At 46.8% G+C, this 25,350-nt stretch carries 21 protein-coding genes; 13 read left to right on the top strand and 8 right to left on the bottom strand.

Annotated features, from left to right (window positions below):
* Nucleotides 1-256 precede the first annotated feature (256 nt).
* Nucleotides 257-1,222, top strand: a complete 966-nt coding sequence (locus K5Q92_RS16505; RefSeq protein ID WP_220770026.1) for a LysR family transcriptional regulator — start codon at nucleotides 257-259, stop codon at nucleotides 1,220-1,222.
* A 69-nt stretch (nucleotides 1,223-1,291) separates the two neighbouring features.
* Here the strand turns inward: K5Q92_RS16505 and K5Q92_RS16500 are convergent, their stop codons facing one another.
* Nucleotides 1,292-2,260, bottom strand: coding sequence for a LysR family transcriptional regulator (locus K5Q92_RS16500; RefSeq protein WP_220770025.1), 969 nt, complete (start codon nucleotides 2,258-2,260; stop codon nucleotides 1,292-1,294).
* Between the two features lie 230 nt (nucleotides 2,261-2,490).
* On the opposite strand from K5Q92_RS16500, the gene menD reads away from it, so the two are divergent.
* From menD to menE, 4 genes are all read left to right on the top strand, one after another.
* Entirely contained in the window at nucleotides 2,491-4,200 is a 1,710-nt protein-coding gene (menD, locus tag K5Q92_RS16495; RefSeq protein ID WP_220770024.1) for a 2-succinyl-5-enolpyruvyl-6-hydroxy-3-cyclohexene-1-carboxylic-acid synthase, read from the top strand.
* A complete protein-coding gene (menH, locus tag K5Q92_RS16490; RefSeq protein WP_220770023.1) occupies nucleotides 4,200-4,988 on the top strand; it encodes a 2-succinyl-6-hydroxy-2,4-cyclohexadiene-1-carboxylate synthase in 789 nt (262 codons plus the stop codon). Before menD ends, menH begins: the two co-directional genes overlap by 1 nt.
* Nucleotides 4,989-5,013: 25 nt before the next feature.
* A complete protein-coding gene (gene menC / locus K5Q92_RS16485) occupies nucleotides 5,014-6,075 on the top strand; it encodes an o-succinylbenzoate synthase (RefSeq protein WP_220770022.1) in 1,062 nt (353 codons plus the stop codon).
* Between the two features lie 81 nt (nucleotides 6,076-6,156).
* Complete coding sequence (gene menE, locus K5Q92_RS16480) at nucleotides 6,157-7,596, top strand: o-succinylbenzoate--CoA ligase (protein WP_220770021.1); 1,440 nt, start codon at nucleotides 6,157-6,159, stop codon at nucleotides 7,594-7,596.
* Between the two features lie 447 nt (nucleotides 7,597-8,043).
* Here menE and K5Q92_RS16475 read toward each other — a convergent pair whose 3' ends face one another.
* From K5Q92_RS16475 to ftsY, 5 genes are all read right to left on the bottom strand, one after another.
* Complete coding sequence (locus K5Q92_RS16475; protein ID WP_220770020.1) at nucleotides 8,044-8,277, bottom strand: YHYH domain-containing protein; 234 nt, start codon at nucleotides 8,275-8,277, stop codon at nucleotides 8,044-8,046.
* A 1,015-nt stretch (nucleotides 8,278-9,292) separates the two neighbouring features.
* Nucleotides 9,293-10,150 (bottom strand): RNA polymerase sigma factor RpoH, encoded by an 858-nt coding sequence (gene rpoH, locus K5Q92_RS16470; RefSeq protein ID WP_220770019.1) that lies wholly within the window; start codon nucleotides 10,148-10,150, stop codon nucleotides 9,293-9,295.
* Nucleotides 10,151-10,370: 220 nt separating this feature from the next.
* Entirely contained in the window at nucleotides 10,371-11,336 is a 966-nt protein-coding gene (gene ftsX / locus K5Q92_RS16465) for a permease-like cell division protein FtsX (RefSeq protein ID WP_220770018.1), read from the bottom strand.
* Between the two features lie 10 nt (nucleotides 11,337-11,346).
* Entirely contained in the window at nucleotides 11,347-12,039 is a 693-nt protein-coding gene (ftsE, locus tag K5Q92_RS16460) for a cell division ATP-binding protein FtsE (protein WP_220770017.1), read from the bottom strand.
* Nucleotides 12,040-12,110: 71 nt separating this feature from the next.
* Nucleotides 12,111-14,015 (bottom strand): signal recognition particle-docking protein FtsY, encoded by a 1,905-nt coding sequence (gene ftsY, locus K5Q92_RS16455; protein ID WP_220770016.1) that lies wholly within the window; start codon nucleotides 14,013-14,015, stop codon nucleotides 12,111-12,113.
* Nucleotides 14,016-14,240: 225 nt separating this feature from the next.
* Here ftsY and rsmD point away from each other — a divergent pair, with 225 nt between their 5' ends.
* Nucleotides 14,241-14,861, top strand: coding sequence for a 16S rRNA (guanine(966)-N(2))-methyltransferase RsmD (gene rsmD / locus K5Q92_RS16450; RefSeq protein ID WP_220770015.1), 621 nt, complete (start codon nucleotides 14,241-14,243; stop codon nucleotides 14,859-14,861).
* Complete coding sequence (locus K5Q92_RS16445) at nucleotides 14,862-15,143, top strand: DUF1145 domain-containing protein (RefSeq protein ID WP_220770014.1); 282 nt, start codon at nucleotides 14,862-14,864, stop codon at nucleotides 15,141-15,143. It abuts the gene before it with no gap.
* 804 nt (nucleotides 15,144-15,947) lie between these two features.
* On the opposite strand, the gene K5Q92_RS16440 is transcribed toward K5Q92_RS16445, so the two are convergent.
* Nucleotides 15,948-16,511 carry a NapC/NirT family cytochrome c gene (locus tag K5Q92_RS16440; protein WP_220770013.1) on the bottom strand — a complete coding sequence of 188 codons (564 nt, stop codon included), beginning with the start codon at nucleotides 16,509-16,511 and terminating at the stop codon, nucleotides 15,948-15,950.
* Nucleotides 16,512-16,899: 388 nt separating this feature from the next.
* Between K5Q92_RS16440 and K5Q92_RS16435 the strand changes: the two genes are divergently transcribed.
* The 6 genes from K5Q92_RS16435 (at nucleotide 16,900) to K5Q92_RS16410 (ending at nucleotide 24,399) form a co-directional block, all read left to right on the top strand.
* Nucleotides 16,900-17,340, top strand: coding sequence for a hypothetical protein (locus K5Q92_RS16435; protein ID WP_220770012.1), 441 nt, complete (start codon nucleotides 16,900-16,902; stop codon nucleotides 17,338-17,340).
* Between the two features lie 234 nt (nucleotides 17,341-17,574).
* Nucleotides 17,575-17,994 carry a DUF2057 family protein gene (locus tag K5Q92_RS16430; protein ID WP_220770011.1) on the top strand — a complete coding sequence of 140 codons (420 nt, stop codon included), beginning with the start codon at nucleotides 17,575-17,577 and terminating at the stop codon, nucleotides 17,992-17,994.
* Nucleotides 17,995-18,111: 117 nt separating this feature from the next.
* Nucleotides 18,112-18,528 (top strand): hypothetical protein, encoded by a 417-nt coding sequence (locus tag K5Q92_RS16425; RefSeq protein ID WP_220770010.1) that lies wholly within the window; start codon nucleotides 18,112-18,114, stop codon nucleotides 18,526-18,528.
* Nucleotides 18,529-18,671: 143 nt separating this feature from the next.
* A complete protein-coding gene (locus K5Q92_RS16420) occupies nucleotides 18,672-19,286 on the top strand; it encodes a heavy metal-binding domain-containing protein (protein WP_220770009.1) in 615 nt (204 codons plus the stop codon).
* Nucleotides 19,287-19,310: 24 nt separating this feature from the next.
* Nucleotides 19,311-21,248 carry an efflux RND transporter periplasmic adaptor subunit gene (locus tag K5Q92_RS16415; protein WP_220770008.1) on the top strand — a complete coding sequence of 646 codons (1,938 nt, stop codon included), beginning with the start codon at nucleotides 19,311-19,313 and terminating at the stop codon, nucleotides 21,246-21,248.
* A gap of 13 nt (nucleotides 21,249-21,261) precedes the next feature.
* Nucleotides 21,262-24,399: an efflux RND transporter permease subunit gene (locus K5Q92_RS16410; protein WP_220770007.1), complete on the top strand. Its 3,138-nt coding sequence runs from the start codon at nucleotides 21,262-21,264 to the stop codon at nucleotides 24,397-24,399.
* 60 nt (nucleotides 24,400-24,459) lie between these two features.
* Here the strand turns inward: K5Q92_RS16410 and K5Q92_RS16405 are convergent, their stop codons facing one another.
* Nucleotides 24,460-25,242 carry a VOC family protein gene (locus K5Q92_RS16405; RefSeq protein WP_220770027.1) on the bottom strand — a complete coding sequence of 261 codons (783 nt, stop codon included), beginning with the start codon at nucleotides 25,240-25,242 and terminating at the stop codon, nucleotides 24,460-24,462.
* Nucleotides 25,243-25,350: the final 108 nt, after the last annotated feature.

The following is a 25,350-nucleotide window of genomic DNA, read 5'->3' as shown; positions in this document are numbered from 1 at the left end:
CATCAAGCTTCAGTCAACCAAGAGTAATCATTTAACTTTAAAGTCGGATTTAATATACCCCTACAAAAGGCAGAACACAGGCCTTCCCCTTGTTTTAACTAAGATATATCCAATATGAATTTTTCAAAATCGATATGTGAATAACTCAATAACTGGCGAAAACATTAATTTAAAAAACTAGTAAAATAAAATTAGTATTAAAAATTTAAATTGGTTATTATCAAATTCAACACTTGACTATTAACAGGCACTTAATATGAGAGATATTAGCTTTAGCGACCTGGATTTATTAAGCATAAACATTTTCGTCAATCTATATGAGAATAGATCGGCAACATTTGTATCTCATAAGTTAAACGTGCCAGCCCCTAAAATTAGCCGCTGCTTGAAACACGCTAGAGAGATTTTTGGAAATGAATTATTCATTCGTAAGAAGCATGGCCTAGTGCCCAATGAGTTTGCAGGTAAAATCTACCCTATAGCAAAAGAGATCCTTGAGTGCTCTAAAAACCTACAGAAACTAAATGGGGTTCATGGATTAAACCCGCAATATCATTTTGAAATCCTTGCCCCCGACTTGATCTCATACCCTTTTCCTAAAGTGCTACTTAATGCCATCAAAAATGCAGGGAAAGATATAAGCTTCAATATTTCATCGTGGACTAAGCACTCTATCAACGACATCATCAGTGGCGAAGCCGATCTCGGTCTTTGCTGTAGTAAAATGCTAGACAACATTAAAGAGCACGATAACTCACTCAATGCGATCCCGTTAAAGAAACTCAACAAGCTCTTCTTAGTGTGTAATCATGAGCACCCTATCTTAAAAGAAGAGATCACCTTAGAATCCATTGCTCAATACCCATTTATTAACAGTAATATGGGTCATTCAGAGCAAGAGCTGAGTCCTTATCAGGAGTTTTGCTTATCACAGCACATTAAGCTAACTACAGAGATGAACTTAACAGGATTAACTGGGTTATTTGAATATTTACGCTCTAGCCAAGGTATCGCCCTACTGCCGTACAGCTCAATATTCACAATGATTAATAATACTCCCGACCTACATGCCTGCCGCTTATCCGATGTGGAGTCTGAGCGACTATACATGCACGTTAAAGAACCAAACCTTTATCTTGTCTACAGTGATAATAATGAAGAGCCAAACCTTCACTGGCTCGCCTCTGAGGTCAGGGGGTTAGTAGAGTTATTTTTACACTAATAGTAAAGATGTAAGCTAAGGTGCTAATAAAAAAGAGTGCATTGCACTCTTTTTTATTGGTGGGAATTTCTAACTTCGCTTTTGCTGTTCATATAATTCTTGCGCGAGAGCGAGCTTTTGCTGCAATAGTTTAGATAACGCCTTGGAGAATTCGCTCTCATGAGATTGATGATACTGTAAGTAGTACCTGTAATTTTCACGATCGCGGTTGGGAAAGAGCACCTGATTATAAAAATCGGTCACATCGATATAATCAATATCGCTGCGAGTATTGAAGTAAAGATAAGAAAAAACCGAGGCAGTCCAACAAATATCATCCGTCTTAGCAAGATGATTAAGTGCCATCGCTAGGCTCGTCGTTTTAAAGCTAACCTTAATGTCTAAGTTTTGCTTTTTGGCATAGCCTTCAAACCAATGTTCGACCAATCCTACTTTTGAGTAATTGATACATACCATTTTATTATTCAGCAAATTACTAAGCGTCAGTTCTTGCTGGAAAAATGGGTGGTTTTTCTTTGCTGCCAAGAAGAAGTACCGTACGTCGCCAAGCTTTATGTTCTTCACCGACTCCGATAGCTTTGAGTTCACGGTAATCGCGTAGTCAATCTTTCCTTGCGCCAGCAGCTCTTGGACATTATCACTCCAGGGCTGAATACTCACCGACATTTCCCGACCTAGACTTTGACAAACTTCGGAGATCGATTCGACTAAGAAGCCAGATAGATGCTCCTGTGCAGCGATAACTAACCGATTGCTATCCGATGAGGTGCTAGTGATTTCAACCAGCTCCTCATAACCCTGTACAATCGATTTAGCAATAGGATATAGCCTGTCAGCCATGACATTTGGCTCAACGCCATATTGACGTCTTACAAACAATTCATCGTGGATCACTTCACGCATATTGCTGAGGGCACGGCTCACCTTAGGCTGAGTAGTATTGAGCTTTTGGGCAACCACAGAGCCATTTCTAAACTCAACCAACCCAACAAACACCTTAAGTGTGAAGTAATCTAACTTAGCAAGTTCCTTACGCATTCGTCTATATGCCTACAACATAGCTTAAAAAATCATTATAATTCAGCACTATAACACTGAAAAATAAACATTTTTGTTACTCCTATCACATCTATACCTATTAATAGGTATATGCGATTAAAACCCCGCATCTCTCTATAAAGGTCTCGCCACAGAAAACCCAAGAGGGATCATACTCCTTTGACCCAAAGCGAGTTAAACTAAGGCTATCAATGATATGGTACTCATCTATGCAAACTGAACACACTGCTGAATTAAACCTGCTTTGGGGAACTTTAATCTTAGAAGAGTTAGCCCGTTTAGGCGTTAAACATGTCTGTATGGCGCCAGGCTCTCGTTCGACCCCGTTAACACTTGCCGCAGCAAGGCAAACCAAGCTGAGCCAGCATCTGCACTTTGATGAGCGTGGACTCGGTTTTATGGCATTAGGTTTAGCCAAAGCCAGCCGAGCGCCAGTTGCGATCATTACCACTTCAGGTACCGCAGTTGCCAACCTTTATCCTGCAATCATTGAGGCTTGGCTTACCCATGTGCCGTTAATCGTGCTATCAGGCGATCGACCACCAGAACTCATCGACTGCGGCGCCAATCAGGCCATCATTCAACCGGCTATCTTTGCTCAGTATGCCAAGCAGCTTAACTTGCCGACGCCAGACTTGAGCATCGCCCCTCAGGCGCTACTCAGCCTGTTAGATGAAGCAGTGTGTAACCAGTCGCAACCCGTTCATATCAACTGTATGTACCGCGAGCCTCTGTATCCCAATGAGCCTAAGGTTGATTTTGATCACTACCTGGCACCGATTAAACACTGGCAACAGCAAACAACGCCCTATAACCAATTTGCCGCGCTAGGCGCGAGTCAGATGCCGACCTCAGATGCTCTTGCTCGATTCGTTCATGGCAAAGGCGTTATCGTAGCAGCCACCCTCGCGCCGGAGCAAAATCCAGAGCAGCTTATCGGCCTGGCCCAGAAGCTTGGCTGGCCAATTGTCACCGATGCGCAGTCGCAGCTTAGGCAACACACTGGTGCCATCGGCAACATAGATCAGCTACTGCATCAGCCAAAATCGAAGGCGCTGCTAGCCCAAGCCGAGCGAGTCATTGTCTTTGGCGGTCGTATTCTCTCTAAGCGCCTTATCAGTTATCTCGCAGAGCAGAATTGGAAAGATTACTGGCAGGTACTGCCACAGCAGCAAAGGCTGGATCCGAGCCACAAGCCTAAACAGCTGTGGATTGCGACAGCGGAACAGTTTGCCTCACTGAGCTGGCCGCGGTCTTCTCAAGCAAATTGGGCGCTCAATCTTGTGCAGTTCAATGATGAACTAGAGACCCTTTACCAGCAGCAGATAGATCATGCTGAGTTTGGCGAGGCGCAGACCATTCGCGCTATCGCTAAGAGACAAACCGAGAAACAGCAGCTATTTATCGGCAACAGCCTGCCTGTGCGCCTTTATGATATGTTTGCGCCTATCACGACCTCCAGCGCCCATGTATTTACTAACCGCGGGGCATCGGGCATCGATGGCTTGTTGGCAACGGCCTGCGGCGTAGCGATTGCAGAAGCAAAGCCAACAACCCTGATTATTGGCGATATCTCAGCGCTACATGATCTAAACTCACTCGCCATTGCCCGCAGTGTTACCAGCCCGCTAGTGATCGTCATTCTCAACAATGATGGCGGCAATATCTTTAACTTGCTGCCTGTGCCTAATGAGCAGCTCAGAACCGATTACTACCGCTTGTCCCATGGCCTAGAGTTTGGCTTCGGTGCCGCCATGTTTGGCCTAGCCTACAATCAGGTGGATTCATTGACCGATTTTATCGAGTCCTATGAGTATGCCATGACCTACTCAGGCCCCTCAGTGATTGAGGTAAGCGTCTCGCAAAATCAAGCTAGTGATCAGATAGCTCAGATAGCAAGCTGGATAAAGCAGAGCTGATGTTAAGCTACCACACAGCCGGAAAAATCGGCGCGCCATGTGTAGTCCTTCTGCATGGATTTTTAGGTAGCAAAGAGGATTGGAATGAGATCGTCGAGCAACTAGGCGATGATTTCTTCTGCGTCAGCCTCGATCTTCCCGGCCATGGCGCTAGCAAGAGTGCCATGCTACCGACACCAGGATTTAACCAATGTGCCGAGCTTATTCACACCACGCTAAAACAGCTTAATGTCAGCCAGTATCATCTCGTAGGTTACTCACTCGGTGGTCGCATCGCGCTGCATTTGGCGCGTCTTCACCCACAGGCACTGCAAAGCCTCTGCTTAGAGTCTTGTCACCCGGGACTTCAAGAGCAGACTGCTAGAGCCGAGCGTAAAGCAAACGACATGGCATGGACGCAGAAGTTACAGACTCTGCCTATCAGGGAGTTTCTAGCCCTTTGGTATCGACAGGCCGTATTTAGCGACTTAACCGAAGCAGAGCAGGCCAAACTTATCGACAAGCGCGCGAGAAACAGCGCTTTGCAGCTACTCAACTGCTACCAAGCAACCTCCTTGGCCGAGCAAGAGGATCTCTGGGACACCCCAAGTCTGCTATCGGTTAGCTGTCACTTTATTGCCGGTTACCAAGACCATAAATTTATGGCGCTAGCCAAGCGTTGGCAAGAACAACAGCCGCTATCTCTACACAGCATCGAGGCCAGTGGTCATAACGTGCACCTTGCGGCTCCTCGCGCTTTCTCTAAGCAACTCAGAACCATTTTTACCGCTACTTATTCTAATTCCTAACTTCTAAGCAGACAGTGAGCCCTACATGACCGCGACTCTACAGCAAGCAACGCCATTAACCTTAACGCAGTTAAGCCTGTATCAGTTTGCCATCGACTTAGATAAGCCACTGCCCGTAGGCATACAGCGTATCGAGCAGCGATGCGGACTCGTGTTGGTTGCACAGGCCGGATCACGACAAGAGTGGGTAGAGATCTCGCCGCTTTGTGGCGCCGATAACCAAGGGGCATCAATTATAGGTTTCAGCCAAGAGACGCTTGATGAAGTAAGCCAGCAGTTACTCGCAATATTGCCAGAGTTACAGCAACAACCTATTGAGCGTTTATTAGAGCTTGCCGAACGGAGCCAACTCCCTTCACTAGCTTACGGCCTGAGTCTTATGCATGCCAAGCTAATAGGCAAACTTGACGGACACAGCTTAACCGCGCGCACCGTGCCGCTTATTTATCGCCAAGCGCACGAGCCTATGAGCCTTGTAGCAGAAAGGGTCAGCGCGCTGCCAGAGACAAGCCTTTCAGTCAAAGTGAAAGTGGCTCAAGAGTCATTAGAAGATGAGTTGCAGCTTATCCACCAAATCTTAGCGATCCGCCCTAAGCTCAAGCTGCGCCTAGACGCTAACCGTGGCTTTAGCCTAGAGCAAGCCATTGAGTTTACTGCCTGCCTACCACTCGAAAGTATCGAGTACATTGAGGAGCCTTGCCAAAATCCACAAGACAACGGCACCTTCTATCAAGCGATTGAGATGCCTTGGGCGCTGGATGAGTCACTCAACCAGCCAGATTATCAATTTGAAATGCAGCCAGGACTTACCGCACTGATTATCAAGCCGACTCTACTGGGTAGCCTAGAAAAGCTACAAGGCCTGATTGAGACAGCAGGAGAACATGGCGTCCGTGCCATTTTGAGCTCAAGTTTGGAAGCAAGCCTAGGTATTGAGGCCATCAGCCGACTGGCACAGCTCTTAACGCCCGATGAGATCCCAGGCATAGATACCCTCGGCGCCTTTAGCCTAGATCTACTAGTAAGTTCAGGCAAAGAGCGCAGCCTCAAGCTGGAAGACTTGACGCTATTACTGACGCTGAAATAAACAAGTGAACTCTGAAGACAAAAATAAAAGACCTCAAAGAAGACAACAAGCCAAATAACCGATAATTGAACGGATAATTGAATGCAAGCTGATACAGTCTCACCCATCCATCATATCGCCAAACACCAAGGTGATAACCCTGCCTACAAGTATGAGGGTAAAACGGTTATTTATCAGCAACTAAGCCAGCAAGTTATGGCTGTCGCTCAGCAGTTATCAGCGCAAGGCCTACAAAGAGGTGATCGTCTCGCCTGCATTAGTCATAACTGCCCACAACTTGCTACACTCTACTGGGCTTGTGTCGATAGCGGCATCTTGTTTTGTCCTATCTCACCACGCTTTGCGCCCCAGCAGATCATCGAATTAATGCAGACTCATAGCTACCACAGCTATTGGCTCAGAGCTGACAACGAGGTGAATTCGACACTGACCCAAGCCTTAAATCATCAAAAGCAGTTTGAGTCAGTCACTCTAGATTTTACCCGCCAAAGCAAGCAATCAGTGCCAGCCCTTGAACCTCATAAAGCTGTTAACGCAATTCTCACCTCCGGCAGCAGCGGCACACCTAAAGCCGCCGCCCATAGCTTAGCGAACCATATCGCCAGCGCCACTGGTTCGAGTAAGCTGATCACCTTAGCTGCAGAAGACAGCTGGTTACTATCGCTGCCCCTGTTCCATATTGGCGGACTCGCCATCTTAAACCGCTGCGCCCTCGCCGGCGCCTGTGTGGTATTTGAAGACAAGCAGCTCTCTTTAGCCGAACAGTTAACCCGAGATAAAGTCAGCCACCTGTCTCTAGTGAGCGCCCAACTGCAGCAACTGCTCAATGTAGATGGCGAGAGTGATACGCAAAGCAACGGCTTAAGCCACGTCAAAGCCATGTTACTGGGCGGCGGCGCGATCTCAGCCGACCTATTAGCAGAATTAGCCAAGCGTAACATTAGGGCCTACACCAGCTACGGCATGACAGAGATGGGATCGCAGATCACCACAGGCAGCGCCCGCACCGATGGTTCCAGCGGCACGCTGTTATCGGGACGCGAACTTAAGGTTCTTGATGGCGAGATCTGGGTAAAAGGCGAATGTCTGTTTCTCGGCTATTTAACCAAGGATGGTTTTAACCTGCCACTGGATAAAGACGGCTGGTTCTACACCAAAGACTTAGGCCACTTTGATGATAACGGCAACCTCTGCATCGACGGTCGAGCCGACAACATGTTCATTAGCGGTGGCGAAAACATCCAACCAGAGGAGATCGAAAATGCACTCAAGCTTCACCCGCTAATCAGTGATGCCATCGTCTTCCCTGTAGTTGACGCCAAGTTTGGCAACTTACCAGCAGCCATTCTTAAGCTGAGTAATAGTTCAGCTAATCAGCCTTTGGAAACTGAACTCACCGAGTTTCTCGCCGACAAGATCGCCCGCTTTAAAAGGCCAAGGCGTTATTACCCTTGGCCAGACGTCAGCAGCGCCGGGATTAAGGTTATCCGGAAACAGGTGATTGAGGCAGTTAAGCGTTAGGGCTTTGATAACGAGGAATAATCTAGCCTTAGCGGGATTATTACTAGATAACCTTTTTTAGCTTTAAAATACAGCGTTGATACTGCAGCATTTTATTTTCTGCCGATTTACCTTTCAAAGCTCTATCCCAGAATGAATCATTTGATTTTGACTCTTTCTCTAAATGGAGCGAATTACAAAATTTTTCGATCTCGTACAGTTCACGGTACTTTGGGTACATTACAATGCAGGTGATCATAAGTGCCGTACTTGCGGTTATTAAAACTGAATAGAGTAGGGTTTGCCTCATTAAACTCCCCTTTAAGCATTTTCACTTCTTATAAACAGAATTTTGGTTTTATAAAAGAAAAGCAGCGCTTATTTTAGCCGAACTAACTCATAGCACTTATCCGCACAATATGAAGTATAAAACCTGCTTGGCAGGTTCTATACTAAAGACTTAAATATCTAACCTACTTTTTCTAATTTTGTAGGTTTAACAGTCTGCTCTTCTTTATGTTCATGCTTACTTGCCATTGGCTCACTGTAATCAATAGATTTATGATAATGGTAACCACTACATAACCCCTTCTGCTGGCTTGTAGAACTACAATTATGCCCACCTGAGCTATCTGTTCTGCCACTATGAGCCGTTACAGAAGTACAACTAAACAAACATGCTAATAGAATTATTCTTTTCATTATTTATGTCCAATTTGGGTGGATAGTTTTATCTTCCCTACAGTGACATTATAAATATCAGCGGAAGCACCCATTGCATGCAAAATCATATTAATTCTGAAAATCAGATATTGAGCCAATTCCCAAAATTGAATATCAGGCTCACATCAATATCAACAAAAAAAGAGCTAAGCGTCACGACGTTAGTTATTAGACGAAGCCTAACTTAGAGGTCAACACAACAGCTTAACTGTTCTAACGGTATGCCTAAATTACCTCATTACTTACTTTCACTATCGTACGCAGCTAATTGCCTGCAGCAGGCGTATGTGCAGACACTTCTTAGGCACGGTGAGTAAAGCGAAGCTTTGAGCTACGAACGAGAAGCATGGATGCTGAACTGGCCCTTAGATATGGATATCGTTACAAGTACGTCCCTGTAAGCTCTACGATGGCATCCATGCCATCAAAGGCCTAAGCCCTATCTACACTGAGTTAGAAAAGCACAATAATTTCACTACTGAGTTCTTAATTTGAAAACACAAAATTAGAGCTCCCTCCTTTTGTCACAGAAAACACCGATTTCCCCATCGAAGTTGCCGAGGTCATTGAAGACAAATCGCGTGAGCGAGTCATGGATGACGAGGTAGCTTTAGTAGAGCCATGGATGGCGATTCTGAAGCGATAGCGATTTTCGAAAATGAGTGAGGATCAACAACTTCGTCGGGGGCGGCAGGGAGATCCAAGAGGGGGTTGCTGTTGACCCCTTCTTGGCCGAGTGTGAGCTGGAAGCTCACGACCTTTATCAAGTACAGCTTGATTGCTTATATCTTTAAGCCCCTATGTGGGATGGAATCCCACGACTTTGCTCAGGCGCAGCCTGATGCCACTGATACATGTGTCAGAGCAAACTCCAGACATAAAGCCAAAAGCTGCCCATCCATGGGCTTTTGGCATAAATGTTCCAGACATAAAAAAACCTGCTTGGATAAGCAGGTTTCATTTATTGCTAAAGCTATTGGGCACACAATGGAGACTAGGCTTCCATACAACCCTTAAGCTTATTCATGGCGTTCTTTTCCAACTGCCTAATACGTTCAGCAGACACTTGGTAAGTCGCCGCTAAATCTTGCAATGTGGTCTTGTCTTCATCTAACCAACGCGCTTTAAGAATATGCTGGCTACGCTCATCAAGGGTCTTGATGGCCGATAGCAGACGCGCTTGGTTATTCTGTTCCCAGTTGTCATTCTCAACTTGAGACGCTAAATCTGACGAGTGATCTTCAAGATAATGCATAGGTGCATAATCATGTTCATCATCGTTGTCGCTAGCGAGATCGAAGGCTGGATCTTGCGCCGCCATGCGCGATTCCATCTCGGTCACATCGGCTTTCGATACACCTAAACTGTCGGCAACCATGCCCACTTCGCTATCACTAAACCAACCTAGACGGGTCTTAGCCTTACGCAGGTTGAAGAATAATTTACGTTGCGCCTTAGTGGTGGCGACTTTAACGATGCGCCAGTTTTTCAGCACATACTCATGAATTTCAGCTTTAATCCAATGCACGGCAAACGATACCAAGCGAACACCCACATCGGGGTCGAAGCGCTTAACCGCTTTCATCAAGCCGATATTACCTTCTTGAATTAAGTCAGCTTGTGGCAAGCCATAGCCAGCGTAACCTTTAGCGACATGCACAACAAAACGCAGGTGCGACATAATCAACTGTTTCGCAGCCTGTAGATCACCGGTTTCCTGTAGACGCTTCGCTAGCTCATATTCTTTATCAGCTTCCAACATTGGAATGTTGTGTGCTGAATGAACATAAGACTCGAGGCTGCCACTACTTTGGGGAACCATCAGTGCCATTGATTGCGTTTGATCTGTCATTTACGCTCCTACTACTTTCTTACAAAGGTCTTGCTTAAATCTACGTTCTCATCCACTCATTACTGAAATGGACAGTGAACTATCGACTAATTGACAAAATATGTCAACCATCGGTTTTATCTAATATGGGTCAATACTCATTATAGACGTATAGAGTCTTGCACCTAGTTATGGGCAACGCAAATGAAAAAAAGTTCACCTTTTAGCCATTGCCACTAAACTATGACGGCTCTATCGCTCTTAAGTGTTGGCGTACAGAAAGGTAAGATCCTAACCAGCCTAAGAATGATGCCAACAGTACCAACTGCCCCAATTCTGCAAAGGAGAGCGACTCCATCTGCAGTTGACTGCCGTATAGGCCCAATAGCTCTGCCAACGCGGAGTCGAGATACCAAACCAACAGATTGATAATGACCCAGGCTAATATGCCGCCGATTATCCCATACCAGATCCCAGTATAGAGGAAGGGGCGCTGAATAAAGGCTTCGGTAGCACCTACTAGCTTCATCACCTCAATTTCGGTGCGACGGTTCATAATCGCTAGGCGGATGGTGTTACCTATCACCAGCACCACGGCGAGCACTAGCAGTGCAGCAATCGCCAGTACGGTACGCTCTAATAGCTTGACCACAGCTTGTAGCCGCTCTAGCCATTCGATATCTAGCCGACCGAAGCTAACCTCAGGCTCTTGCTCTAATTTACGCAGCAGCTCTCTTGCACCTGCTGGACTTGAATATTTAAGACTCGGGGTTACCATCACCACTGCTGGTAGCGGATTCGAGTCTAGATAAGAGAGTGCCTCACCAAAACCCGATAGGCGCTGAAACTCTTCTAATGCCTGATCACGATCGATATAGTTCACATCACTCACCTCAGGATAAACCTTCAGGCGAGTGATCAAACTCTGGATCGCCTTGTCGCTGCGCCCCTCATCGATAAACAGAGAGATTTCGGCGGCGCTATTCCAAGACTCGGTAATCGTCTCGGCATTTTTCACCAATACCTGCAACGCAGCTGGCAAGCTGAGACTAACACCAAGGACGGCCATGGTCATGATAGAGGACACCGGATTGCGCCATAACTCTCCCATACTCGCCATTGCATGTTGAATGTGACGGATGAAAAACATCACGATACGACCGGAGATAGGTAACTTACTGCGATTTAACTGAGGCTGCTTACTCATGACTTTATCCTCAGAAACTGCCAAGGTTATCTTGGCTATTGAGCTCTTCGGCTCCCAAGACTCTACCTTGCTTAAGGGTTAAGGTACGGTATTTCATCCGCGCAATAAGTCCCAGATCGTGGGTTGCAATAAGAACCGTTGTGCCTGAGTCATTAAAAGTCTCAAACAGGCGCAAAATATCCATCGACAACTTAGGATCTAAGTTACCCGTTGGCTCATCGGCTAATAATAGAGGCGGCTTGTTTACTATCGCGCGAGCGATCCCCACCCTCTGTTGCTCACCACCAGACAACATAATTGGGTTATGTCGCTCTTTGCCGTACAGGCCAACCATATCAAGCGCGCCTGCAACGCGTTTACGAATTTCGCCAATAGAGAAACCTTCAATCATCAATGGCAACGCGACGTTATCGAACACACTCTTGTTCATTAATAGATGATGGTTTTGGAAAATCATACCGATATCACGACGCAGATAAGGCACCTGCGAGCGCTTAACTTTAGCAATATCATGGCCATTAATTGACACGCGACCACCATTAGCCCTTTCAATAACGGTGATCAGCTTGAGCAGCGTACTCTTACCTGCGCCGGAGTGGCCCGTCAAAAAGGCCATCTCACCACGCTTTAGATGGAAACTCACATCCGATAGGGCTTTTTGCCCTCCGGGATAGACTTTACTTACCTGCTCAAATCGAATCATTAATTAGATTTCTTGTTAGTTGGCGATATCGTATCGAATATGCTGTTTAAATTATCTTCTATAAGCTAACGCTATTTAACGTCTTTGTCGTCTTTTGTCTGGCTAAACAAGGCTTCGATAAAGTCTTTTGCATCAAAAGTACGTAGATCGTCTATCTGCTCACCCACGCCGATATGACGAATAGGAATGCCAAACTTATCGGCGATAGCAAAGATCACCCCGCCCTTTGCGGTACCATCTAACTTACTAATGGTGATACCCGTTACCCCGACTGCTTCTTGGAATAGCTGCGCCTGACTGATGGCGTTCTGACCCGTGCTCGCATCTAAGGTTAACATCACTTCGTGCGGTGCAGTCTCGTCTTGCTTTTGCATCACGCGAACGACCTTCTTCAGTTCGTCCATTAGGTGCGCCTTGTTCTGTAGACGACCCGCCGTGTCGGCAATCAATACGTCAACATTACGAGCGCGAGCCGCTTGTAGCGCATCAAACAGCACAGATGCACTATCGGCACCAGTGTGCTGAGCAATAACTGGAATGTCGTTACGTTGACCCCAAACTTGTAACTGTTCTACAGCTGCAGCACGGAAGGTGTCACCCGCCGCCAACATAACCGATTTACCTTGAGCCTGATATTGCTTAGCCAATTTACCAATAGTGGTAGTCTTACCCACACCGTTGACACCAACCATTAAGATCACAAATGGACCATCGGCATTTTCTGGCACTAAGGGCACAGATACAGGGTCGAGTGTCTTTTGCATCTCTTCACGTAACAGATCGTAAAGAGCCTCACCATCTTTTAACTGCTTACGGCTCGCCTGCTCAGTTAGACTCTTAATCAGACGCGTTGTTGTTTCAACACCTACGTCGGCGATCAATAGCTGTTCTTCTAACTCTTCAAAAAGATCGTCATCGATCTTCTTGCCGCTAAATAAACCAATAAAGCCGCTACCAATGCTCTCACTGGTACGCTTAAGGCCACGCTTTAGGCGGGCGAAAAGCCCCTCTTTTACCGGCTTAGCCTGTGGCTCTGGCTGTTGTTCTGCTTGTTCCGCAGCTTCTGCCTCAATACGTTCGGCTTGGGCTTCCTGCTCTGCCGCTAAACGAGCCTGTTCGGCTGCAGCTTCTGCCGCGGCTCTTTCTGATTCAAGACGTTCGGCTTCAATTCTTTGGGCTTCGGCCTGCTCAGCAGCCACTCTTTCAGACTCAAGGCGTTCAGCTTCAAGACGCGCAGCTTCTGCTTGAGCCACCTGCTCTGCCGCTAAACGAGCTTGCTCAGCTGCAGCTTCTGCCGCAACTTTTTCTGACTCAATACGTTCTGACTCAAGACGCTCAGCTTCAATTCTTTGGGCTTCGGCCTGCTCAGCAGCCACTCTTTCAGACTCAAGGCGTTCAGCTTCAAGACGCGCAGCTTCTGCTTGAGCCACCAGCTCCGCCGCTAAACGAGCTTGCTCAGCTGCAGCTTCTGCCGCAACTCTTTCTGATTCAAGACGTTCTGACTCAAGACGTTCTGACTCAAGACGCTCAGCTTCGATTCTTTCGGCTTCAATTCTTTGAGCCTCAGCCTGCTCAGCAGCCACTCTTTCAGATTCAAGGCGTTCCGCTTCTACTTGAGCCGCCTGCTCCGCCGCTAAACGAGCTTGCTCAGCTGCAGCTTCTGCCGCAACTTTTTCTGATTCAAGACGTTCTGACTCAAGACGTTCGGCTTCAATTCTTTGAGCTTCGGCTTGCTCTGCGGCCACTCTTTCTGTTTCGATGCGTTCAGCTTCAAGACGTGCGGCTTCTGCTTGCTCCGCAGCTAGGCGCGCTTCTTCTGCGAGCCTTTCAGTTTCGGCCTGCTCGGCTGCGAGACGCTCTGCTTCAACTCTTTCAAGCTCAAGCTTTTCAGCTTCTAGTTTCGCCGCTTCTACAGCCTGCGCTTCTTCTTTAGATTTATCCTTGCGGAACCAGGAAAAAAAACCTTTCTTTGCCATGTGTGATACCGGTGCTCAAATAGCTGTACATAAATGCATTAGGGTGGAGGACGTTATATCAAAAACCAGCTCAAATTACGCTGATAAAAACAGCAAAAACGCCATTCAGACGGATTCTCATCACTGCTTTTTACCTTTTAGCTGTGCTTTGATATAAAATAACGACCTAAATTCAGACGGCATAGTCTACCACTTTCTTTCATTAGGCAAAATCACGAGGACACCATGGTCAAAAAAAGACCTTCTAGCGGTCAAGTTAGGATTATTTCAGGCCAGTGGCGCTCGCGAAAGCTGCCCATTCACGATCTTGAAGGGCTGCGCCCAACCACAGATCGCGTTAGAGAGACTCTGTTCAACTGGATTGCTAATGATGTGCGTGGCGCTCGTGTACTCGACTGCTTTGCCGGTAGCGGCGCGTTAAGCCTAGAGTCGTTATCACGATACGCCAGTTACGCCAAGATTTTCGAGCTTCAGGCTCAAGCGGCGAAACAGCTTGTGGCTAATCTTGCCACGCTCAAGTGTGAGAACGCCGATGTCATCAAGGGTGATAGCCTAGCCTTACTTGCCAACAAACCGAGTGAAGGCTTCGATCTGGTGTTTATCGATCCACCTTTTAGAAAGTCACTGGCAGAAAAGAGCATTAGCCTTATCGATCAGCATCAGTGGCTTAACGATGATGCTCTGATCTACGTAGAAACAGAAAGCGAAATAACTATGCTAACCGTACCAACCAGCTGGAGCTTGCTTAAAGAGAAGAAGGCTGGTCAAGTAATCTATCGTTTATATCAATATTCAGCCGAGCTAGTGCTCGATGAAACGACAAGTGACACCGAGGAAGCCAACTAAATGAAAGCCATGCTCGTTCTAGGAAAAATTGTGACCGCATTCGCTTGGTTAATGATGCTATATAACCTAGCCATGCCATTTGAGGGCAATGTATCGGTGATCCTCAACATCCTATTTGTGATGACCATCTTTATGCACTGCTTTCAGACGTTCATCTTCCACACGCTGTTTAACACCTTGCTGCCACTGAAAAAATCAGATTATCTGCAAGTCTTCCTTTTCGGCGTATTCAGCCTACTGCAGTATCGCAGGCAAGTTATGGATAAGCAGGCTCAAGGCTAGGTTCTAGGTTCTAGGTTCTAGGTTCTAGGTTCTAGGTTCTAGGTTCTAGGTTCTAGGTTCTAGGTTCTAGGTTCTAGGTTCTAGCAAAAGTCTAAAAAAACACAGGCAAAACAGTATCAGCTGTTTTGCCTTTTATTTGTTCATTTCATAGGATCGAGATCCTAGGACGCTTCGCTGCGAGAGCGGGCTACGCCCTGCTAGGAAGAGCAAAAGACTGACGGGCTAAAGCCCGACCTACAACACAGAGCTGGCTTTTCCGGCTCTACCGTCTTAGCCCTATCCGACTTTATCCAGCTTTTCCGTCTTAGCCCTATCCGACTTTATCCAGCTTTTCCGTCTTAGCCCTATCCGACTTTATCCAGCTTTTCCGTCTTAGCTTTCCCCTAGAGCCTAGAGCCTTTCCTAGCTTTTCCGTAAGTGACGCAGTCACGTTCCTCAGGCCGTTCGTCTTAGCTTTAAGATCCTAGGACGCTTCGCTGCGAGAGCGGGCTACGCCCTGCTAGGAAGAGCAAAAGACTGACGGGCTAAAGCCCGACCTACAACACAGAGCTGGCTTTTCCGGCTCTACCGTCTTAGCCCTATCCGACTTTATCCAGCTTTTCCGTCTTAGCCCTATCCGGCTTTATCCAGCTTTTCCGTCTTAGCTTTCCCCTAGAACCTAGAACCTTTCTCAGCTTTTCCTAGGACCTTCCTTTACTTCCCGACTCTTAAAAACAAAAAAGCCCCAATTAAGGGGCTTTTAGCGATTTAACTTGCTGCTTAAAACAGCTTGGTTCACTCAGTGGCTAGGCTTATGACTGAGCATTATCCCTTAGGATAAACGTGAGCAACACCTTTGTGACAATCTACACAAGTCTTACGCTTGTCTTCTTCTTTCTTGAAGTTGTTAGCGTGCATTCTCTTCGCCATCTTCTTCATAGTTTCAGGCTGGTTCTCGTAGATACGAGTGTGACAGTGCTGACAGTTAGCAGAGTCATTGCCTTTGAAATACTTAAGTGCTAGATCGGCTTGCTCTTTACGGTTTTCATCCAACCACTCTTGAGTGTTGAAACCGTCGATAGTTAGGTAACCGTATAGATCTTTAGATACGATGATCTTCTTAACTAGGTACTTAACTGGGTTGTGTGGAAGGTGACAATCTTGACATTGTACCGTGATACCCGCGCTACCACCGCCGTGAGCAGATGCAAGCACTTCATCTTTTAATGAGTGGTTGCTGTGACAGCTCATACAGAACTCATCTGTACTCGTTGCGTGTAAAGTTTGTTGTGTAGCAAAGTAGCCAACAACACCGACAACGACACCGATAATCAGCAATGCCAGAATCGAAAATTTTGCGCTAGGTTTAAATAGTGCTCGCCAGTTCATCACTCATCTCCAAGTATTTAATTTTTATATCGATGTAAGTTAACTTCATCTCTATTTATTTGATCATTATAAACTAGATCCTAGTCATTGATCTGGAACTAAAAGTGCAAAATGAGACATGGCTCCAAATCTGTCTTTGGCGCCAAGGTCTATCCATGTTATATGCACCATCACTAAAGCTACGCTAAAGCATTGATTATCGCAAGGTTAATAGGTTACCAACCTGATATTAGACTGATTTAAGGTATTTAATTTGAAATTCTTTTAGATGTAAAAGTGAGATGGGTAACAGGCCTAAAATCAAAAATTTTATGATTTTTGCAACTTTTCCGACAAAGCGCAGGTCTAGTTAATTATATCCACTTTGTTACATAACCTAAGGTTAGGCATGCGTAAGCAAATTACCTTTTTAGCATTTTTTATCGCATTGATTGGACAGTTTATTCTGTCTCCTGCGATGGCTATGCCTAAATTTTTGCATGCCAGTTCACACGCATCTCAACATATCGAGTCTCAAGTCTCTCAAACACAAATCGAGTCCCTAGACGCTAATACCTTAATCGCGTCCTTAGTAACAGACTCTCAAATGAACTGCGCATCTAAGATGCCCAATTTAAACTTAGCTAACATCGACTGCGACGCGCTATGTAAGATGTTGGGTGCAAATGACTGCGCATCCAGCAGTGTCTCTGCGCCTGGTATTGTGGAGCAAGCGCAATTAATACTTATCGCTCCAAGTTCAATGGCAAGCCTACAAACGGCTTTCTGGTCTTTACAGACCGCTGAACTCTCATCGCTCAATCCCCCTCCCATTGGTTTGCACGCTTAACCTCATATTTAACGGCTTCTTTAGCTAACTCAATACGGCACAAGAAGTCAGTTACAACAATTTAAGCAATCTGCGCCTTTAGCTATCAATCCAATGTTGATAGTAGGCGAGGCGATCAGTCTCAAGCTGTTTTGAAGGGGCTTAAACGGTAGTAGGAAGCTAGAACCTTGCCTATCAACCTTTGCCCGAAAACTGACCGCTATATTCATTATCTAACTTTGTTTGGAGTTTATTATGAAAAAGTTTATCAGCGTAATCGCATTATCAATCGCTAGCTTCACTTCTCAAGCTGCGTCAGTAGCTTTTCCTGAATCAATTGAAGTTTTAGCCGTTAACGGATTAAGTAACGTTGACAGTCGTTATCTAGAATTAGATCAAGGACAAAATTTGATTGAGGTACAGTACCGTGATCTATTCGAAACCAACGCGGAAGATTCGAACTGGGTAAAATCTGAGCCGCTCTATCTCTATATAGACCTTGAAACTGCAGCCAACTATAAGGCGTTCACACCGAGCATTTTGTCTGAAGAGGATGCCTATCAGTTCATCGATAATCCAACCATTAAGCTCAATGACGGTATGGGCAGTGAAAAACAGGTTAGCCTGATGACACATGGACAATTGATGGCAAAATTACTACTATCAAAACAGTAAGATATTAGTCTTTAATCTATAAGATAGGGCACATTGAGCAGGTAAATTTGTGAACTTTATCAATGTGCCGCTTAATTCCTATGGTAGACTAGTCGCAGCTTATTATCTGGATACATCATGTTTAGCATAATCCGTCGTCATACATTATTAGCATTTACGCTGCTCGCATTGTTGAGCCAGCTAGTGCTATCTAATGGATCGCAGATGGTACCAAGTGCGATGGCTGATGAAATGCAGATGATGAGTATGCAAGCGGGAACTGGATGTCACCAAGTTCAGATGGATGAAGACACTCATTGCTGCGATTCTGAGGAGAAAATGCAAATGCTTCCCGGCAATTCTCAGCATTGTTGCAACGGCAACGGATCATGCCAGAGTGACTGCAATCACTGTTTGGTTATTTCAGTAACAGGTACCCTGTTTAGTGTGTCACCTTGGCCAGGTTTCAACACTTCCGATATTGCATTGGCCACTCCTATGCCTCATTTCCACTCTATTTCATTGCCACAAGATTTAAGACCTCCAATCGCATAACCCATGGGCCTGTGCCCTATGCGAATATCTCTTTGTAAAAAAGAAAACAAATTAATCTTAATCAGCAATTATTTAAGCCGTTAATTGTTCTGCTGCTCAAATTAAGCACAGGCATTCGGCCATCTATACGATGGAGTTGAGTTATGAAAACCCTTATAAGTTTAGCCTTATCAGCCCTATTACTTCTGTCTTGGACGGGTACAGCATCTGCAAACGAGCACCATCATGGTGCCCATAAAAACCAACATGCTGTACAAAGCCAAGATTATGCATGCCCTATGCATCCTGAAGTAACTGGTGTTAAAGGTGATTCTTGTCCTAAGTGCGGCATGGACTTAGAAGCAACTAAAACTGCGGCTAAAGGCCATGGCAAAAACTGTGACTCTTGCCCTAATAAAGAGTCGTGCCCTCATAAAGCTAACAAGCACCACCAGCATATGAGCAAGCATACCCATGCATGCCCTATGAACCCAGCTATTACAGGCAAAGCAGGCGACAGCTGCCCTAAATGCGGCATGGACTTAGAACCTATCGCTAAAACCGATAACGCTAAAAACTGTGACTCTTGCCCCAATAAAGAGTCGTGCCCTAATAAAGCTAACAAGCACCACAAACATATGAGCAAGCATACCCATGCATGCCCGATGAACCCAGCTATTACAGGTCAAGCAGGCGATAGCTGCCCTAAGTGTGGAATGGATCTAGAACCTATCGCTGCTGGCGACAAGGCCGCTAAATCTGCTCACAAGCATCACTAATATCTAGGGTGGAGATAAGGCATTATGAGTTTATTAAAACTGAAGAAAGCGCGCCGCTCTGCAGTTTGCGCTTTAAGTCTAGTGATGGTCGCAACGCCGCAGTTGGGGTTTAGCCAGACAACGGCAGCTGACAAAGAACATACACAGACTCATCAACATGAGTCCAATCAACGTGGAACCGAGTATTACTGCCCTATGCACCCAGAGGTGACCAGCCATGAGCCTGGCCGCTGCCCTAAGTGCAAGATGTTCCTCGTTCAAGATGAAGCGGACACCACGCCTCATCAAAACCAGAATGCAGCTATCAGTAATCACTATTACTGCCCTATGCACCCAGAGGTGACTAGCCATGAACCTGGCCGCTGCCCTGAGTGTAAGATGTTTTTGGTACAAGACGAACAAGAAGGAGACAAGCAGTCAGGCTCATCCCAGGTTGCGGCTATCGAAAACTACTACTGCCCTATGCACCCAGAGGTGACTAGCCATGAACCTGGCCGCTGCCCTGAGTGTAAGATGTTTTTGGTACAAGACGAACAAGAAGAGGATAAGCAGTCAGGCTCATCTCAGGTTGCGGCTATCGAAAACTACTACTGCCCTATGCACCCTGAAGTGACTAGCCACGAACCCGGTCGCTGCCCTGAGTGTAAGATGTTCTTGGTAAAAGAGGAGGAAGAGGAATCCCTGCCTGATGAACACGCAGGCCATAACCACACGGCTCAATCGAGCTCCTCAACGGAGCAGTCTCAGGCCGATCAGATCTTAAGCCAGCCTAAGCCAACTCTCGCGCCTGCAGTTCAGAGCAGCGATGATGGCAACATCAAGTATGTCTGTCCTATGCATCCACATGTTGTTTCCGATGTACCTGGATCCTGCCCGATATGCGGCATGGATCTCGAGAAAGTCACCATAGGTGGCGTCGGTGAAGAAGTCGTCGTTGGCGTATCGGGCGGTATGCAGCAAGCCTTAGGCATGCGCAGCGAACAAGTCACCGAAGGCACGCTATGGAAGCTAGTAAAGACCATCGGCACGGTGGAGTATAACGAGAACGCCATCGGCCACAGTCACACCCGCGTCAACGGCTGGATTGAAACCTTGATGGTGCATAACGTCGGCCAGCGCGTCAAAAAGGGACAACTACTCTACGAGCTATATTCTCCAGAGCTGATCAATGCTCAAGATGATTATATGCAAGCGGTAGACTATCTAAAGCAAGATCAAGATCGTGGTCAAGGTTTATTGCGTAAGGCGCGATTACGCCTAGAGTTACTCGGTGTGAGCTCTGATACCATCAAACAGCTCGAGCGCACTGGCAAGACTATTTACCGCGTGCCCTTTTATGCCGAGCAAGATGGCTTTATCAGTAAGCTTACTGTTCGTCATGGCATGTATGTGCAACCTGGCGATACCCTGTTTGAAATCGTTGATTTGAGCAGTGTGTGGGTGATTGCCGATGTGTTTGAGAATGAACAAAGCTGGCTCGAACAGGGACGCCCAGTCGAAGTCACCTCAGCCGCGCAAGGGCTCTTCGATCTCGAGTCGACAATCGACTATATCTACCCAGAGCTTGATCCTGTATCCCGCGCAATGAGAGTGCGGATCAAATTAGATAACCCAGACAAGTTACTTAAACCAGGTACCTTGGTCGATGTGAAACTCTTCGGTGGCCCTAAACGTGAAGTACTGGCGATCCCAACTGAAGCCCTCATTCTTACTGGCCGCGAAAACCGAGTCGTAGTGCAGCGTGACGATAACCGTTTTGCTTCTGTGCCGGTAAAAGTCGGTATGATTGCTCAGGGCAAAGCCGAGATCATCGAAGGCTTAACCGTTGGCGACAAGGTGATTGTCTCCGGTCAGTTCTTACTGGATTCAGAAGCCAGCATCCAAGGCAGCTTACAGCGTTTAAGTGGCAGCAATAGCAGCGAAAACAGTAGCGTGGCAAACGATCCGCACGCAAACCACTAATCGGAGACTGATCATGCTAGAAAAAATTATCAGCGCCTCGATTAAACAACGAGCGATGGTGTTAGTGCTTACAGCTGTGATCGCCTTAATCGGCTATCAAGCGATGCGTATGACACCACTAGATGCACTACCTGACTTGTCAGATGTACAAGTCATTGTTAAAACCTCCTATCCGGGACAAGCGCCGCAATTGGTAGAAGATCAGATAACCTATCCGTTATCCACTGCCATGCTAGCAGTACCGGGGGCGCAAACCGTACGCGGTTTCTCCATGTTCGGTGACTCCTATGTCTATATCATTTTTGAAGATGGCACTGACATCTATTGGGCACGCTCACGGGTTTTAGAATACCTTTCCCAGACTCAGGGACAACTACCCGACAGTGTCACGCCAACCTTAGGGCCAGATGCATCAGGGGTGGGCTGGGTGTTCCAGTATGCCCTAGTCGACCGTAAGGGTAAGCATGACTTAGCTCAATTGCGCTCGTTACAGGACTGGTTTCTAAAACTGGAACTGCAAAGCGTTGAAGGAGTGTCAGAAGTCGCCACCATTGGTGGTATGGAGCAGTCCTATCAGATCATCGTCGATCCCCATAAGCTGGCGCTGTATCAGATTGATTTGATGACAGTGAAGAATGCCTTAGATAACTCCAACAGCTCTACTGGTGGCTCGGTGATCGAGATGGCCGAAGCCGAGTATATGATCACCTCTACGGGGTATCGGCAAACCTTGGCCGACTTTGAGGAGATCCCGTTAGGCATCGTGTCTGAATCAGGCACCCCGGTATTGATGAAAGATGTGGCTCAGCTGCGTACTGGCCCTGCCGCACGTCGCGGTATTGCCGAACTAAATGGTGAAGGCGAAGTGGTCGGCGGTATCGTGGTGATGCGCTACGGTGAGAACGCCCTTGCGACCATCAATAATGTTAAAGACAAACTCAAAGAGATAGAAAACGGCCTACCCGATGGCGTTGAGTTAGTGATCACTTACGATCGCTCAGAGCTCATTCTCAATTCGGTAGACAACCTCAAGCACAAGGTACTTGAGGAGATGCTTGTCGTCGCGGTGATCTGCCTGATCTTCCTGCTTCATGCTCGCTCGACATTAGTTGCGATAATCTCACTGCCGATCTCGATTCTAATCAGCTTTATCGTGATGAACATGATTGGCGTCAATGCCAATATCATGAGCTTAGGTGGTATCGCCATCGCTATTGGTGCCGTGGTAGATGCCGCTATCGTGATGGTGGAAAACACCCACAAACACTTAGAGCACTATCGAGAACAGCATAACGGTGCCACACCTACGGGAGAGGCGCACTGGGAGCTAGTACGTAAAGCATCAGTTGAGGTGGGTCCGGCACTGTTTTTCAGTTTGCTGATCATCACCCTAAGCTTCGTGCCTGTTTTTGCCCTAGAGGCGCAAGAGGGGCGACTATTCCATCCGCTAGCCTATACCAAGACCTTTGCCATGGCGGCGAGTGCAATATTAGCAATCACCCTGATACCTGTGTTAATGGGTTACTTCGTTCGCGGTAAGATCCCCGATGAACGTAAGAACCCCATTAGCCGCTTCTTAATTGCGATTTACGAGCCTACGTTGCGCTTGGTATTACGTTTTCCAAAAGTCACTATCTTGCTCGCAATCATTACCCTCGCAAGTGCTATTTATCCTATGACCAAGATGGGCAGCGAGTTTATGCCAGAGCTTGAAGAGGGTGACCTACTCTACATGCCGACCACCCTACCGAGTGTCAGTGCAGGTAAAGCTGCGGAAATCTTGCAACAAACTGATAGGTTGATAAAAACCATACCTGAAGTGAAGCGGGTCTTTGGTAAGGTCGGCCGAGCAATGACAGCTACAGATCCGGCGCCTCTAACTATGTTAGAGACCACCATCATGCTTAACCCTAGGGACACTTGGCGTGAAGGGATGACGCTAGAAGACATTATCGCGGAGCTACAAAGAACCGTCAAAGTACCGGGTATCACCAATGCTTGGGTGCAACCGATTAAGACCCGTATCGACATGCTCTCTACAGGGGTAAGAACCCCTGTGGGTATAAAGATCTCCGGCGCCGACATCGATGAGTTGCAGCGAATAGGCACAGAGATCGAAGCCGTGGTCAGTAAACTACCCGGCACGGCTTCGGCCTTTGCCCAGCGCACCAGTGGTGGTCGTTATATCGATATTGAGCCCAATCTTAAAAATGCCGCTCGGTATGGAATGACCCTTAAAGATATTCAAGACGTGGTGCAGATGGCAATTGGCGGCATGCAGGTGGGACAGTCGATTCAAGGCCAAGAACGCTACCCGATCAATATCCGCTACCCAAGGGAGCTTCGCGACAGTATCGAAAAGCTGGAAGATCTACCTGTACTAACAAAGACGGGGAAATATCTACCCTTAGGTAACCTTGCCAGTATCACCATCAGTGATGGTGCACCTATGCTTGCCAGTGAAAACGGCCGTTTAATCAGCTGGGTTTTTGTCGATTTGAAAGATATCTCTATAGGTGAATACATCACTACAGCAAGGGCGGCACTAGACGAGCAGATCACCTTGCCACCACGCTACAGCTATAGTTTTGCTGGTCAATATGAGTATATGCAGCGGGTAGAAGCCAAGATGCAGCTGGTTGTGCCGTTAATGTTAGCGGTTATCTTCATGTTACTCATGATGACCTTTAGCTCATTTATCCAAGCGTCGGTAATTATGCTAAGCCTACCTTTCTCACTCGTAGGTAGCGCTTGGTTACTCTACTTCTTGAACTTCGACTTCTCGGTAGCCGTATCTGTGGGGATGATCGCCCTTGCTGGTGTTGCCGCCGAATTTGGCGTGGTGATGCAGGTTTACCTGAATAACAGCATCAAAGAACGTAGGCTGGCTGGAGACTTCAATAAACGCAGCGACTTAAGCGAAGCGCTTATTCACGGCGCAGTTATGCGTATTCGTCCTAAGGCGATGACGGTAGCCACCATCTTCTTTGGATTACTGCCTATCATGTGGGGCAGCGGTACGGGTAATGAGGTGATGCAAAAAATTGCAGCCCCTATGGTGGGCGGTATGGTCACAGCACCACTGCTGTCGCTATTTGTGATCCCTGCGATCTACCTACTGATCTATGGCCGATCTTTAAGTAAGGAGTAGTTTAGAAAGACATAACGCAAAAGGGTCGCAGCATTGCGACCCTGTTTCGTTATTAATAGCTTAACTCCCCATACGCAGCTCTATAATCGAAAAGAAGCCACCGTCAGGATCGTTAATTACCGCAAAACGGCCAACATTAGGGATATCGGTAGGAGGCACACAGACCTTGCCACCAAGCTGCTCGACCTGGGCCGCTTTGTCATCGCAGTTTTCAACGGTAAAATACAGCATCCAATGGGCAGGCATATCACCCCATTCCTCAGTCATCGCCATCATGCCGCCAATATCTTGCGCTCCCACCTGCCACTCGGTGTAATCCATGCCTTCCATATTACTGTCTCTCGTCCCCCAGCCAAACACATGGGGATAAAACTTCTTTGCCTCCTGCGGATCACGACAGGCTAACTCCACCCAACACAGGGTATGTGTTTCGGCTGCGCGTTGCGCTCCCAGATGGTTTTTCGCTTGCCAGAGTGCAAACCTCGCCCCTTCGGGATCTTGAACGATCGCCATGCGCCCAGCTTCACCGACATCATGGGGACCTATCAACAGAGTCCCTCCCGCTCCGATTACATCGACTAGTGATGAATCAAGATTTTCTACCGCAAAATACACTGTCCACTGGGTGGTATCACCATTAGCCACCATCTCTTCGGGCAGTTGATACATGGCACCAATATCATCACCATCGATCGCCATCATGCTATATATCCCCTGCGGGATCGGCATATCGATGATCTCCCAACCAAATAAGCTGCTATAAAACTGTTTGCTTGCACTGATATTCAGTGAGGCTAACTCTATCCAGCATGGCTGGCCTTGAAAATATTGGTCAACTTTCATCACAGGTTCCATCACTAACGCATCCTAATCCTTTGAGTTAAGACCGATTTGCGTCAGCTGTCCAACTATCACCAGCAAATGATGCAAACAAGAGTGAGTAATTTCTTA

The organism is Shewanella sp. MBTL60-007 (assembly GCF_019654915.1).
In the GTDB taxonomy this organism is placed as follows: Bacteria; Pseudomonadota; Gammaproteobacteria; order Enterobacterales; family Shewanellaceae; genus Shewanella.
Note: the sequence above shows the minus strand (reverse complement) of the source record. Positions and strands in the feature narration are given on the sequence as shown.